The following is a 13,486-nucleotide window of genomic DNA, read 5'->3' as shown; positions in this document are numbered from 1 at the left end:
TGCCCTATACTTGCCTTCCATCATGTTCTTGGGAATCTCTTCAGACGCGTGGGTCTACATCTTTATTGGTGTGCTCATTTTGGTCGGCACTATCACTCAGGGCTCGATCGGCTTTGGGCTCGGCACCATCGCCACCCCCATTGTCGCGCTCCTGCGCCCGGATTTAGTCCCCACGCTCATTTTGCTCCTCGCGCTGTGCATTTCCATCTATACGCTGGCGCGCACGTACCGCGAAACCTCATGGCGCCTAGTTGGCATATCCGTCATAGCCCGCATTCCTGGCTCATTTGCCGGCGCGTGGGCGATCGCTTCTCTCTCGCACGATGGCCTTTCCATCTTCATCGGCTGCGCGGTGCTCTTGGCGATGTCCCTCTCCAGCCTCGGCTGGAGCCCCGAGCCCACCAAGCGCAATACCGTCCTGGCCGGTCTGACCTCCGGGTTCCTGGGAACCTCTACTTCCATCGGTGGCCCGCCGATGGCGCTGATTATGAAGCGCTTTGACCCACAGCGCACCCGCGGCAGCCTCGCCGGAACCTTTGTGATCGGTACCGTCATGTCCCTTTTCATCCTGGGCTATAGCGGCCAGGTCACCCAGCCGCAGGTCTATGCCGCAGCGGCGTACAGCCCCTTGGTGGTCATCGGCCTGTTCATTGCCAACTACCTAAACCACTTCATCGATACCAAGCGCCTTAACCGCATCGTCACGGTGGTAGCTATTACCGCTGCCCTTGCCCTTATCGGCCAAGTGCTGTTTTTCTAGGTCGCCACTAAGACCGGTATTACCTCGTGCTCACTGCCCCCGGTTTTGTGCCCAGCCTGTCACGCTATTGTTTCGCGCGTAAAAAGGCTTGTACGCTAGAAGCACATCATCAGCGCAGAGGAAGGACCAAAGAGCCTGTGCCCCTAATAATTTTCCCTGCGCCCTATTCTCTTTCTTTTAGGTGATGAAATGAACGAATTTATCGCTGCGCGCTGGCAGGATATCCTTTTCCGCAGTTACCAACACGCAAGCCTTGTCATCCAATCAGTCGCCGTGGCCCTGGTCATCGCGTTGGTTATTGCCATCTTTGTGGCCCAGCGCCCGCGCGGTGCGGCTATCGCTAATGCCTTGACCTCCATTGGCCTGACCTTGCCATCGCTGGCGCTCCTTGGTCTTGCCATCCCGCTGTTTGGCATCGGCACCATACCGTCGGTTGCCCTCGTGGTCTTTTATGCCGTCCTTCCCATCCTGCGAAATGCCATCGTCGGCTTGCACAATGTCAGCGACGATGTCATCGAATCCGCCCGCGGGCAGGGCATGAGCTCGACGGCTATCCTCTTCCGCATCCGGCTGCCGCTGGCCTGGCCGGTGATTATGACTGGCATCCGCGTCTCCACCCAGATGTCTATGGGTGTTGCCGCCATCGCCGCCTATGCGCTCGGCCCAGGACTGGGTGGATATATCTACTCAGGACTCAGCCAAATCGGCGGCACCAACGCACTTAATTTCACGCTGGTGGGCACCATCGGCGTCGTCATTATTGCGCTCATCGTGGATGCGATTCTCGCCGGAATCCAAAAATTGACCACCCCGAAAGGTATCTAAGAATGTCTGATTCAACGCACGCTTCGTCCACACGCTCTGCGGACGCGAGCAATAGCGGTGCCAGCATCGTATTTGACCACGTCACCAAGGCTTATTCGGGCCAAGGTTCCCCTGCCGTCGAGGATCTGTCTTTCGAAATTCCGGCGGGCGAGCTGGTCGCGTTCGTCGGGCCGTCTGGTTGCGGTAAGACCACCTCGCTGAAGATGATTAACCGCTTGGTGGAGCCGACCAGCGGCACCATTTATATCGATGGCGAGGACGCCACCAAGAAAAACCCCACGCAGCTGCGTCGCGATATTGGCTATGTCATCCAAGGCGGCGGGCTCATCCCCCACATGTCTGTTGCGGATAATATCGCCCTGGTGCCCAAGCTGAAGAAGTGGAAGGCCGATAAGATTTCTCAGCGCACCGACGAGCTTTTGGAAATGGTGGGACTCGATCCTGCCACCTACCGCGATCGCTTCCCCAGCGAGCTATCCGGCGGCCAGCAACAGCGCGTCGGCGTTGCCCGCGGCCTAGCTGCGGATCCGCCGGTGGTCTTGATGGACGAGCCCTTCGGCGCGGTCGACCCCATTACCCGCACCCGCCTGCAGGATGAATTGGTCAATATCCAATCCGAGCTGAAAAAGACCATCATCTGCGTCACGCACGATATCGATGAGGCCATCAAGCTGGGCCACCGCATCCTCATCTTTGAGCCAGGCGGAAAGATCAGCCAGTACGATACGCCCGAAAATATCCTTGCCGCGCCAGCGAATGACTTCGTGGCTGACTTTATTGGTTCCGGCTCCGCCTTAAAGCAGCTCAACTTACGCCGCGCGGACGAGCTAGAACTTGCGGATCAGGCCACCGCGCGCATCGGTGAATCCACCGAAAAGGCGCTAGCGCGCCTGCGCGAGGCCGGCGAAGAAATGGTGGTTATCGTCGATGACAAGGGCCATCCCCGCGACTGGATTTTTGCCCGCCAGCTCGAGCGCTACGAGACCATCCCGGAGCCACAGTTCGAGCTCAACTCCGTTGTGGATGCGCGCTCTACGCTAAGCGATGCCATGTCTGCCATGCTTGCTTCCTCCCACAGCGGCGCGCTTGTCACCCGCCGCGGCGAATTCATAGGCGTTTTGTACTACGAAACGGTCACGGATTATATCCAGCAGATGAACGCCGCGGCTCAAGAGGCTTTAGATGAAAAGGAGGTGGATTCCGGTGGAGAAATTTAAGCGCCTCACCGGTGAAGACCGCCTCCTTATCATCGGCATCCCCATCCTGGTGGTGCTCACGGTGGGCGGTTGGCTCATCTGGCACGCCACGGCCGAGCTGGATGATATTGAAGAGCGCACCTTGCAAATTAGCTCCGTACTCACCATGACCCGCGAACACTTGGTCCTCGTGGTCATCTCCGCGTTGCTGGTCATCGCCACGGCCGTTCCCCTGGGCATCGTGTTAACGCGTAAGTCCACCAAGTTCATGGCGCCGATTATCACCAGCATCGCGAATATTGGCCAGGCCGCGCCCGTCGTTGGCGTCATCGTCTTATTGGCCATCTGGCTGGGCTTTGGCGAACCGGTGGCCATCCTCGGCCTCTGGTTCTATGCCTTCTTGCCGGTGCTCGCCAACGTAATTGCGGGCTTGCGGGGTGTGGATAAGCAGCTTGTTGAGGCCGCCTACGGCCTCAGCATGTCGCCACTCCAGGTGCTCACCAAGGTCGAGCTGCCTATGGCCCTGCCGGTCATCATGACCGGTATCCGCACCTCCCTGGTGCTTTTGGTCGGCGCTGGTGCCTTCGCCACCTTTATTGATGCCGGCGGCCTCGGCGGGCTGATTACCACCGGAATCACCCTCTACCGCAACCCTATTCTCATCTCCGGCGCGGTCCTCATCGCATCCTTAGCCTTAGCGGTCGAATGGGTGGGCCGCGTTCTTGAGGTTGTCTTCGCCCCGAAGGGAATGATCAAATGAAACGCGTCCTCGCAACGCTTGCCGCCGCTAGCACGTTCTTCCTCGCCGGGTGCGGCCTCGGCACCGCCGGTGGCCTCATCCCGAGTGGGGAATTAAAGGGTGACCTGGCCGATATTGACCTCGACGGCGCCAATATTTCCATCGGTTCCAAGAACTTCACCGAGCAGGTCATCTTGGGCAAGATTGGCGCGATCCTCTTGGAATCTGCAGGTGCCAACGTAAAGGACTTGACCAATATCCCCGGCTCTACCTCGACGCGCCAAGCGCTAGAGGTCGGCGATATGGACTCCATGTTTGAATACACCGGCACCGCCTGGATTACTTACCTGGGCAATGCCGATCCGGTCCCCGGCTCGCAAGAACAATACGAGGCGGTAAAAGAAGCCGATAAGGACCACGGACTTACCTGGCTGCCCCCAGCGCCGATGAATAATACGTACGCGCTAGCCATTAGCGCGCAGTCCCACGCAAAATACGGCCTCGAATCGCTAGCAGATATTAAGGTTATTCCCGCCAACGAACAGACCTATTGCACCGATAGCGAGTTCTTGGCCCGCAATGACGGCCTGCTTACCATGTTGGATAGCTATGGCGTTGAACAACCACCGCGCGACCGCATCCGGATCATGGATTCCGGCGCCGTCTATGCCGCCTTGAAAAAGGGCGAGTGCACCTTCGGTTCGATCTTTGCCACCGATGGCCGCATTAAATCCCTGAACCTCACCGTGCTGGAGGATCCTGAGCTCTTCTTCCCCAAGTACAACCTCGCCCCGGTTGTGCGCACCGAGGTCTTGGAGGAATACCCAGAGATCAAAGATCTCTTCGCTCCCCTCTCGGAGCTCCTGACGGATGAAAAGATGCAGGAACTCAATGCCCGCGTGGACGTCGACGGTGAGGACTATACCGCCGTGGCACAGGATTTCCTCATCGATGAAGGGCTGCTAGAAGGATAATCCTCTGGCCGCTCTACCAGAGCAAATGGATGTACAGAAAACTTTCAGTAATTTTCAGCGACCTATCAGATAGATTCCATGGCTGTTCCAGCCATATGCCCCATACTTAAATCATGCGTTTGAGAGAGCGCATACGAGAGAGATAGAGAGAACCCCTCAGTTTCCAGAGGGCGGTGCAAACCGATACATGGAAACACCCTTGTAGAGAGAGACGTCAGCGGCACTCGGAACCGAAAGGAACCGGGTGCCGCTGGCGTTTTCCTATCCGTATTTTTGGCAGCCGCTTTGCCTGCTGCCTCTGGCTGCCGTTGCTGGTGGCTGCCGCGAGGCCGAGCCACCGGCGCTAGGCGGGCTTCTTTCGCGGGATTTCCTTATCGAAGTCAATAAGGCGCCCCAACGCCCAATCGCGGTCCGTAAGCAGACGGGCAAATACCATCCCTGCGCCGATGGCGCCTACCACCATCAAGCCGGTGGCCACATTTGCCACTGCCTGATCCATCTGGCCGTCGTTAAGGTAATAGACCGCGCGGAACATCGTCACCCCGGGGATCATGATGACGGCGGCTGGCACGGTGGTGGTAATGCGCGGCAATCGTGCCTTTTGGGAGGCCACCGCACCCAAGAGTCCGATAATCAGCCCGCCAATAAAAGCCGCAAAGTAGACGGTCGTGCCCAGCTCCAGGAGGCCTAAGCGCACCGCGTTGGCCACGGTTCCCACGCTTGCGGCCACTAGGACCATGCGGCGCGAGGAATTAAAGAGGAAGGCAAAGCCCGCGATGCCGAAGAAACTGGCGACAGAAGCCAGTAGATACCACCGCGTATCCGGTGCGGGAACCGGCGGATCTGGGCTGAGATCCGTCAGCCAACTGACCATGGAGACGGTAAACGTAGCGGTAAAGATGACCGTAAACGCATACCCCAGCCTGGCGATGCCCGCATCGAAGTCAAAGCGCGCAATATCAATCAGGGCCGAAAACAGTGGGAACCCCGGAATCAAAAAGAGCACCGCCGCTACATAGCCCGAGGAAAGCGAGCTCGGCTCTACCACCCCGGCAAATCCTAGGAGCTCGATGAGGATAAAGAACGTGATGCTAGCTGCCGCGCCACCGGCGATGATCCCGCCAATTTGGTGCACGTGCTGGTGGAGCACCTCATATCGCACGAACTGCCCCACGAATGCGGCCAGCGCCACGAGCCCTACCGCCTGTACCGGAAAGAAGTTCAGGAATGCAAACGCTGCGCACGCGACCGCGGCCACTGTGGATAGGACCCACACGCTCCAGCGCTTTTTCACGTCACTTTCAATGGAATCGAGCATCCCTGAAAGCTCTTCCGCGGTAATTCCGGAATACAGGTGGTTATGGGTGAGATCCTCCAATGCCTCAATGCGGGAGGCATCGACGGCCGGCGAATGCGTGCGCGCAATCACGGTGCGAAAGGAATCGCCCCGGTGAAAGGTACAGGTAATCTGGGTCAGCCCCACGTTGGCATCCAAGTGATCAAACCCCAGCGCTCGGGCGCTGCGCTTCATGCCGCGCAGCACGCGGTACCCCGATGTGCCAGCCCCCATCAGCATCATTCCGACGCGCAAGACGACGTCAGCTTCCACGCCCATCTGCCGGTGAAAATTCGGATCATACTGCGACGACAAATCTTTCACCTCTACCTCGCGGGAAAGCTGCGAGGTAGGCCACTTCCCAGCGACCATTGCCCCAGCTTCCACCCACATTTTGGCTAATTCTTCTACCCTCCAGATTAGCGCACCGCGTACCTACCCCGTGGCCTTCTTAGCCTCCACTAACTTTCAGGAAAATTTCAGCTTTTTTCAATGCCTATAACAGGGTCTAACGCCATACTTTCCTTAGCGTTTGAGAGAACGCAAGAGAGATAGAGAGAACCAGCTCCAGCGCCCTGCGGCCCTTCACTGAGGCCCGGGCGCTGGAGTTGTTTTCCATCGAGTACGCAACAGTCCCCTAGTCTTTACGGGCTCGACGTTTGCAATTCATCAAGAGTTTCCACTATGTGAAACACCCCGTAATCTACGCGGTTTACGCTGGCTGTGTGACTCTCAGGGATGACCACGCCGACGCTAAGAACGGCATCGCGACTGCCACGGCCACCGGTCCGAGCAACGATAATTCATCGGAGCTCGTGCGAAAGGCTACAAAGAGCCGGAATAAGGAATGGTTGCTGGCTGCCGTACTTTTGGCGCCCAACCTCATCTTGTTGGCCATTTTTACCTACCGGCCACTGCTAGATAATATTCGGCTTTCCTTTTTTAACTGGAATATTTCTAGTTCAAGCTCCACTTTTGTTGGTTTTGATAATTACGTGGAGTGGTTCACGCGCGATGATACAAAGACGATCGTCTTAAATACCGTCATTTTCACCTTTTTCGCGGTCATCGGCTCCATGGTAATTGGGCTCGCGCTTGCGCTTCTTCTCAATCAAAAAATCAGAGGCCGCAACTTTGCACGCTCGGTGGTCTTTGCGCCTTATGCCATCTCCGGTGCCGCGATTGGTATCGCCTTCCAATTCGTATTCGACCCCAACTTCGGATTGATTCAAGAAATCCTTGGGTGGTTTGGCATTAGTTCTCCAAACTTTTACGCCGTGCCTAGCTGGGCGTTGTTCATGGTGACATTCACATTCGTGTGGAAGAACTTGGGATACACGTTTGTCATCTACTTGGCTGCCCTACAAGGCTTAGATAAAGAATTAGACGAAGCTGCCGCCATTGATGGAACTGGGCGTTGGCGCAAATTCTGGCGCGTGACAATGCCACAACTGCGCAATACCACCTTCTTCCTTTCCATTACAGTACTGCTCAACTCTGTGCAGGTCTTCGACATCATCAACGTCATGACCCGAGGCGGCCCTCAAGGAAACGGCACCCAGACGCTGGTTTTTCAGATTTATAACGAAACCTTTGTCAACTTCCGTGCTGGTTACGGCGCCACTGCTGCGACAATCCTATTCCTCATCCTGCTCGTCGTTACGTTGATTCAGGTCCGCATCATGGATAAGCGAGGTTAACCCACCCTATGGCTGATTCAAATCTTCACATGATCACAGACTCTTCCCCTGTATCAAGGCGTGCCAAGCTCATCGGTGGCTACGTAGGAATTATCCTCGTCCTCCTGCTCGTGGGACTGCCATTGTTCTGGATCTTAATGACCTCTTTCAAGGCCAGAGGTGATATTTACACCGACCCAGTTAACTGGCTACCGCCGACGTGGGAAACCAAAAACTACGCAGACGCCACAACTCGCGTTCCCTTCTGGACCTACCTGCGAAACTCCGTCGTCATTACCGCGGTCCTATCCGCTATAAAGATTGTGCTTGGTGTCATCTCCGCCTACGCCTTATCTATCCTTCGCTTCCCAGGACGCAATCTAGTCTTCATCGTGGTGATTTCTTCCCTGATGGTCCCTGCAGAAATCACGGTGATTTCCAACTACGCCTTGGTCAATTCCCTGGGATGGCGTAATACCTTTGTCGGCATCATCGTCCCGCTGGCTGGTGTTGCATTCGGCACCTTCCTCATGCGCAATCACTTCCTTTCCTTGCCTTATGAGCTTGTGGAAGCTGCTCGCATGGACGGTGCCGGCCCCATTCGCTTGCTCACCAAGGTGCTGCTTCCCGTTTCTTGGCCAACACTGACAGCATTTTCCGTGATCACACTAGTAAACGAATGGAATACCTACTTGTGGCCATTCCTGATGGCGGATACGGAACGGGTTGCTCCCTTGCAGGTGGGTCTGACCATGCTGCAAAACAATGATGGCGTTACTAACTGGGGACCAGTAATGGCAGCAACCGTTCTCACCATTCTTCCAATGGTCGTCATCTTCCTTGGCCTGCAGAAATACATGATTCAAGGTCTCACCACTGGCGCCGTCAAAGGTTAGAAGGCTTCTATCCCCATCACGCTCGCCGTTATCACCCTATTCTTCTCAATCTGACTTCACTATAAGGAGATACCCATGCTTCGCCGTAATTTTCTCGCGCTAGCTTCCACTGCTTCTACCGCTACATTTCTTGCCGCTTGTGCTGGCACCTCGTCTACTAGTTCCCAAGGCAGGAGCGACGGTGGCGATGGTGGCGAGGTCACGGAATTGACGTGGTGGTCCAACCACCCAGCTTCCTCAAAGGACATCGAAAAAGAAATCATCTCTCGCTTCGAGAAGGAAAACCCTGATATCAAGGTCAACCTTGTTGACGCAGGAAAGAACTACGAGGAAGCAGCACAAAAGTTTAATGCTGCACTCACAGGATCTGATCTTCCAGACATCGTGGTTCTGTCTGATGTGTGGTGGTATAACTTCGCCATCAATGGGCAGATTGCCAATGTTGATGATCTAGCCAAAGAAGCCGATATTGACCTTTCAAGCTATGTCCAACCGCTCTATGAGGACTACAACTACGACGGCGGCCACTTCGCGCTTCCCTTTGCCCGGTCGACTCCCCTGTTCTACTACAACAAGGACGCGTGGAAGAAGGCTGGCTTGCCGGACCGCGGACCGGAGTCTTGGGACGAAATGGATGAGTGGTCTAAAAAGCTCGCCAGCGCTGATTCTAAAATGAAGCCCTTTGGCTGGGGCGATGCCGTCGGCTACTTGGGATGGATTTTCCAAGGCCCCTTGTGGTCTAAGGGCGGCGCCTACTCCGATGAATGGGATTTGAAGTTCACTGATGACAAAACCATCGAGGCTGTGGAATGGCTCAAGGATGTTACCGATAACAAGAATGGCTATTCCTACATGGGCAATGACATGGCCATGGAATTCGGTACCGGACGTGCTGCAGCCACTGTCCTATCCACAGGCGATCTTGCAGGTATCACTGATACCGCTGACTTCGAGTTAGGAACCGCATTCCTTCCCAATCCAAAGGGAGACGGCGCTTGCCCCACCGGAGGTGCCGGCCTCGCCATTCCTTCCGGTATTAGCAAGAACCGCCAGTTGGCAGCCATTAAGCTGATTGATTTCATCACGAACGAGGAAAACACCTCGTACTGGTCCCAAAATGTGGGTTATATGCCAGTCCGCTCTTCTGCTGCCGACAACGAAAATCAGAAGAAATTCATGGAAGAGAACCCGAATTTCGAGACTGCTATCAAGCAGCTTCCAGAAACACGCCCACAGGACAACGCCCGTGTATTCCTCCCCGGTGCAGATCAGGAGATTGGTGGTGCCTTCGAGAAGATCGTCACCAACCGCGACGATGTCACCAAGGTGCTCACGGATCTGGAAAAGACTCTGCAGTCCATTTATGACAACCAGGTAAAGCCCGTCATTAACGGCTAATCTTGCCAATTTTCCTTAGTATCTGAAAGGTAACACCATGGCTACTGTCACATTTGATGGAGCAAGCCGCATCTACTCCAAAGACGCGGAGCGCCCCGCAATTGACCGTCTTAATCTAGATATTTCCGATGGCGAGTTTTTGGTCCTCGTCGGGCCTTCTGGCTGCGGAAAATCCACCAGCCTACGAATGCTCGCGGGCCTTGAGCCGACCGACCGAGGTTCCATTCGGATCGGTGGAAAAGACGTCACTGGAGTCAGCCCATCAGATCGAGACGTAGCCATGGTCTTTCAAAACTACGCCCTGTACCCGAATATGTCGGTCGCGCAGAATATGTCCTTCGCTTTGGAGAACCGGAAAGTACCCAAGGACCAGATTAAGACGCGGGTGCAAGAAGCCGCCAAAATTTTACAGATGGAGGATCTGCTTGACCGAAAGCCCGCAAACCTTTCAGGTGGCCAGCGCCAGCGCGTAGCGATGGGCCGCGCCATCGTGCGCGAACCAGCTGTATTCTGCATGGACGAGCCATTATCCAACTTGGATGCAAAACTGCGCGTATCCACCCGCGCGCAGATTTCAAATTTGCAACGTCGTCTTGGCACGACCACGGTATACGTAACCCACGACCAGACCGAAGCAATGACCATGGGTGACCGCGTCGCGGTGCTTAATGCAGGTGTCCTACAACAAGTAGATACCACTCGTGAAATCTACGACCGCCCCCAGAACGTCTTCGTTGCCGGCTTCATCGGCTCCCCTGCCATGAATATCTACAACCTCGCGCACACCTCTAGTCAGCTTTCACTTGGATCTACTCGCATCAACTTGGCCAATTACGACTTCGATGGTGCGCAATCCGTTACCGTTGGCGTTCGCCCTGAAGATTGGGTGCACACAGAGGAAGGCGCGGAATTTACCGTTAAGCACGTTGAAGAGCTAGGCAATCAAACCTACCTCTATGGCGACTTGGCAGACTCGGGCGAAAATCTCCAGTCGACGACCCGCATGGGCGGACAAACTGGGATGTTGGTAAGTGCTCGCCGTGATTACACGATTGGTGACACTTTCCGCATTTCCCCAGATCCTGACCGTATCCACCTATTTAGCTCTACTACTGGTGAGCGTCTAAATTAGAGTCGACAAAGCGAAGCTAACAATGTAAATTTTTATTTTGCCCGGTGTAGCAAAAATTGATTGTTACTCGCTTGCCTGAGGCATCCACGCAATTCTGTTTCCCGCGGATATTGCTAAGGCCAACTGCACTCCACGAACGATAAAGCCAATCGAAAGGTAACTAACTGCCGATGCGCTCTCTGAAGAAGATATCTGTCACCGCCCTTGCCACCACCGCCATTCTCGGCACTATCGCCGCGCCGGCCGCGAACGCAAAGAGCGACCCAGTACGTTCCATCATCGATCCTGGAACCTGCAAGGCCATCACCAAGCTGGCTAACGAGGGCAAGCCGGTTCCAGATCCTTCCATCCTCCACGATGAGGACTCTGTGAAACCTTATTTCAGCGATGGCGTACTAAAGTACAAAGTGGCGGATAACTTCCCATACCGCAAGCAGCTGGACGCCGCCGTTGCCGAATGGAACGAGGCTCTCGAGGGAAAAGCCTCCCTTAAGGAAGTAAAGCCTTCCGAAGCTGATGATGACACCATTTCCATCATCTACAATCCGGATCCCCGCGGCTACGTCCAAGGCTCGGCTTACCCAGATCACAAGTTGGTGTCCATCAAGATGCCCAACGCCACCTACCCTGAGGCGCTCCAAGGCACCATTGCTCACGAGCTAGGCCACATGATGGGCGCGGGACATTCCTGCGCCGGCGCACTTATGGCAGGTTCCAACCAGAACCCGATCTCCTATCACGTAACCCCGCTCGATGCGGCCGCCATCATCCAAGGTCAGTTCGACTAAGCACGCCTCGACTTCTCCCCTGGTCCTTCACTGGAACCAGGGGATTTTTATCTGCCCAGTTTCGGGGCGGTGGATAAGCCACGTTGGGGAAATGTGGGCATCGGCTAGCAGAGCTACTGCTAACGTTGCCCGTATTCAAAGGTTTGCACATGAAAAGGAGCCTTCTCTATGGAGACGTGGGAACCCACATTGTCCACTGGTCCGCTGCTAGGGATTGCGGTCGCTGCAATCGCTGTGATTTTGGTGCTGGTTATATATTTCAAGCTCCACGCTTTTCTCACTCTGCTGGTGGTCTCCGCGCTGACAGCACTTGCGGCTGGCATACCGCTCGAAGGCATTGTCCCTACGATGACGGAGAGTTTCAGCTCCACTCTGGGCTCGGTGGCGCTTCTGGTGGGACTCGGCGCCATGATCGGCCGGCTCGTGGAAGCTTCCGGCGGTGCTCAGTCGCTTGCCGATGCCATGGTTCGCTGCTTTGGCGAAAATAAAGCACCCCTTGCACTCGGCATTGCCTCACTGATTATGGGCTTTCCTATCTTCTTCGACGCTGGTCTTATCGTGATGCTGCCGGTTATCTTTGCCGTCGCCCGCCGCTTGAATGGCCCAGTCCTTGCTTTTGGCCTGCCAGCCGCCGGCGCATTTTCTGTCATGCATGTCTACCTGCCACCGCACCCCGGTCCTGTCGCCGCCAGTGAATTCTACGGCGCCGATCTCGGCCTGGTGCTGCTCGTCGGCCTGCTGTTGGCCCTGCCTACCTGGTATATCTCCGGCTACCGCTTTGGACTTTTTGCCGGAAAGAAGTTCCCATTCAAGGTCACTGACGCCATCGCCGGGCCTGTCCTTGAAAAGGAAGAACAACCCTTAACACCTGCCTCCGCCACCACAGTGATTTCTATTTTGCTGATCCCGATGGGGCTCATCTTCTTTAATACTGGGCTCAATGCCCTAGCTTCCTATGGCACTATTGATGCCGATGCAACGTGGGTCAGGTTCTTCGTCATGCTCGGCCAAACTCCAATCGCACTGCTGATTACGGTGCTTATCGCGCTGGTAGTCCTCGGCCTGCGCCGCGGCGTGGAAAAGACGGCGCTGGAAAAGCTCGTTGACTCCTCGCTTGGGCCTATCTGTTCCGTCGTGCTCATCACCGGCGCGGGCGGCATGTTCGGCGGCGTGCTTCGCACCTCCGGCATCGGCGATGCGCTTGCCGATTCCCTCTCCGGCCTCGGCATCCCCGTCATCCTGGCCTGCTACCTCATCGCCGTAGCCCTCCGTCTGGCACAGGGTTCAGCCACCGTCGCACTCACTACCGCCGCTGCCCTCATGGTCCCCGCCGTGGAAGCTGGCGGTTTCAACGAACTCCAACTCGCGCTCATCGTTGTGGCCACCGCAGCCGGTTCTGTCTTCGGCTCCCACGTCAACGATTCCGGCTTCTGGCTCGTTGGCCGCCTGATGGGCATGGACACGATGACAACGCTGAAGACATGGACCGTTAATCAGATGCTCATCTCCGCCATTGGCTTCGCACTCGTCCTAGTTCTCTACGGCGCGGCTGCAGTCTTTTAAGCGCCGGTCTTTATCCAAGCAGCAGCGTCTTCTGCAATCTCTTCCGCTGGCCGCGTCACATCGAAGACGCGGCCAGTTTCATCCTCTTCCAACGGTTCCAAGGTGTCGAACTGCGACTGCAACTGACGCGCGACGCTATTTAGTACCGGTAGGGCGGTATCGAGTACCGACCGGTGCGGATATCGGGTACCGGGGGTAGT

12 protein-coding genes and 1 pseudogene are annotated in these 13,486 nt (G+C 55.9%); 11 read left to right on the top strand and 2 right to left on the bottom strand.

All coding sequences use genetic code 11. From position 1 onward, the window contains the following. Positions 1-22 precede the first annotated feature (22 nt). From ABRP88_RS06725 to ABRP88_RS06705, 5 genes are all read left to right on the top strand, one after another. The gene (locus ABRP88_RS06725; RefSeq protein ID WP_349836706.1) at positions 23-760 is read left to right on the top strand and encodes a sulfite exporter TauE/SafE family protein; all 738 of its coding nucleotides are present in this window, start codon (positions 23-25) and stop codon (positions 758-760) included. A gap of 189 nt (positions 761-949) precedes the next feature. Next, positions 950-1,585, top strand: a complete 636-nt coding sequence (locus ABRP88_RS06720) for an ABC transporter permease (protein WP_005281738.1) — start codon at positions 950-952, stop codon at positions 1,583-1,585. Positions 1,586-1,587: 2 nt separating this feature from the next. Continuing rightward, a complete protein-coding gene (locus ABRP88_RS06715; RefSeq protein ID WP_349836705.1) occupies positions 1,588-2,802 on the top strand; it encodes an ABC transporter ATP-binding protein in 1,215 nt (404 codons plus the stop codon). Further along, a complete protein-coding gene (locus ABRP88_RS06710; protein WP_349836704.1) occupies positions 2,789-3,541 on the top strand; it encodes an ABC transporter permease in 753 nt (250 codons plus the stop codon). Before ABRP88_RS06715 ends, ABRP88_RS06710 begins: the two co-directional genes overlap by 14 nt. Then, positions 3,538-4,494, top strand: coding sequence for a glycine betaine ABC transporter substrate-binding protein (locus ABRP88_RS06705; RefSeq protein ID WP_349836703.1), 957 nt, complete (start codon positions 3,538-3,540; stop codon positions 4,492-4,494). Before ABRP88_RS06710 ends, ABRP88_RS06705 begins: the two co-directional genes overlap by 4 nt. Before the next feature lie 343 nt (positions 4,495-4,837). On the opposite strand, the gene ABRP88_RS06700 is transcribed toward ABRP88_RS06705, so the two are convergent. Beyond that, positions 4,838-6,109: a threonine/serine exporter family protein gene (locus tag ABRP88_RS06700; RefSeq protein WP_349836767.1), complete on the bottom strand. Its 1,272-nt coding sequence runs from the start codon at positions 6,107-6,109 to the stop codon at positions 4,838-4,840. Positions 6,110-6,645: 536 nt separating this feature from the next. Here ABRP88_RS06700 and ABRP88_RS06695 point away from each other — a divergent pair. The 6 genes from ABRP88_RS06695 to ABRP88_RS06670 all read left to right on the top strand — a co-directional run bounded on the left by ABRP88_RS06695 (position 6,646) and on the right by ABRP88_RS06670 (position 13,286). Further along, the gene (locus ABRP88_RS06695; RefSeq protein WP_349836765.1) at positions 6,646-7,530 is read left to right on the top strand and encodes a carbohydrate ABC transporter permease; all 885 of its coding nucleotides are present in this window, start codon (positions 6,646-6,648) and stop codon (positions 7,528-7,530) included. 29 nt (positions 7,531-7,559) lie between these two features. After that, entirely contained in the window at positions 7,560-8,405 is an 846-nt protein-coding gene (locus ABRP88_RS06690) for a carbohydrate ABC transporter permease (protein ID WP_349836764.1), read from the top strand. Between the two features lie 75 nt (positions 8,406-8,480). Next, a complete protein-coding gene (locus ABRP88_RS06685) occupies positions 8,481-9,803 on the top strand; it encodes an ABC transporter substrate-binding protein (RefSeq protein ID WP_349836702.1) in 1,323 nt (440 codons plus the stop codon). A gap of 37 nt (positions 9,804-9,840) precedes the next feature. After that, a complete protein-coding gene (locus tag ABRP88_RS06680; RefSeq protein WP_349836701.1) occupies positions 9,841-10,935 on the top strand; it encodes an ABC transporter ATP-binding protein in 1,095 nt (364 codons plus the stop codon). 170 nt (positions 10,936-11,105) lie between these two features. After that, a complete protein-coding gene (locus ABRP88_RS06675; protein ID WP_284770048.1) occupies positions 11,106-11,723 on the top strand; it encodes a zinc metalloprotease in 618 nt (205 codons plus the stop codon). A gap of 168 nt (positions 11,724-11,891) precedes the next feature. Further along, a complete protein-coding gene (locus ABRP88_RS06670; RefSeq protein WP_349836700.1) occupies positions 11,892-13,286 on the top strand; it encodes a GntP family permease in 1,395 nt (464 codons plus the stop codon). Here the strand turns inward: ABRP88_RS06670 and ABRP88_RS06665 are convergent. Further along, a pseudogene (locus ABRP88_RS06665) lies at positions 13,283-13,486 on the bottom strand (hypothetical protein); the annotation flags it as partial. The gene ABRP88_RS06670 and the pseudogene ABRP88_RS06665 overlap by 4 nt on opposite strands.

The organism is Corynebacterium sp. KPL2734, assembly GCF_040225595.1.
Taxonomy (GTDB): Bacteria; Actinomycetota; Actinomycetes; order Mycobacteriales; family Mycobacteriaceae; genus Corynebacterium; species Corynebacterium rhinophilum.
This window is presented reverse-complemented; position numbering and strand designations above follow the sequence as displayed.

What these genes read in the sequence shown, in the direction of transcription:
- ABRP88_RS06705 (WP_349836703.1), top strand. Translation starts at nt 3,538, where the DNA reads ATGAAACGCGTCCTCGCAACGCTTGCCGCCGCTAGCACGTTCTTCCTC.
- ABRP88_RS06680 (WP_349836701.1), top strand. Translation starts at nt 9,841, where the DNA reads ATGGCTACTGTCACATTTGATGGAGCAAGCCGCATCTACTCCAAAGAC.
- ABRP88_RS06685 (WP_349836702.1), top strand. Translation starts at nt 8,481, where the DNA reads ATGCTTCGCCGTAATTTTCTCGCGCTAGCTTCCACTGCTTCTACCGCT.
- ABRP88_RS06700 (WP_349836767.1), bottom strand. Translation starts at nt 6,109, where the DNA reads ATGGGCGTGGAAGCTGACGTCGTCTTGCGCGTCGGAATGATGCTGATG.
- ABRP88_RS06675 (WP_284770048.1), top strand. Translation starts at nt 11,106, where the DNA reads ATGCGCTCTCTGAAGAAGATATCTGTCACCGCCCTTGCCACCACCGCC.
- ABRP88_RS06715 (WP_349836705.1), top strand. Translation starts at nt 1,588, where the DNA reads ATGTCTGATTCAACGCACGCTTCGTCCACACGCTCTGCGGACGCGAGC.
- ABRP88_RS06690 (WP_349836764.1), top strand. Translation starts at nt 7,560, where the DNA reads ATGATCACAGACTCTTCCCCTGTATCAAGGCGTGCCAAGCTCATCGGT.
- ABRP88_RS06720 (WP_005281738.1), top strand. Translation starts at nt 950, where the DNA reads ATGAACGAATTTATCGCTGCGCGCTGGCAGGATATCCTTTTCCGCAGT.
- ABRP88_RS06725 (WP_349836706.1), top strand. Translation starts at nt 23, where the DNA reads ATGTTCTTGGGAATCTCTTCAGACGCGTGGGTCTACATCTTTATTGGT.
- ABRP88_RS06670 (WP_349836700.1), top strand. Translation starts at nt 11,892, where the DNA reads ATGGAGACGTGGGAACCCACATTGTCCACTGGTCCGCTGCTAGGGATT.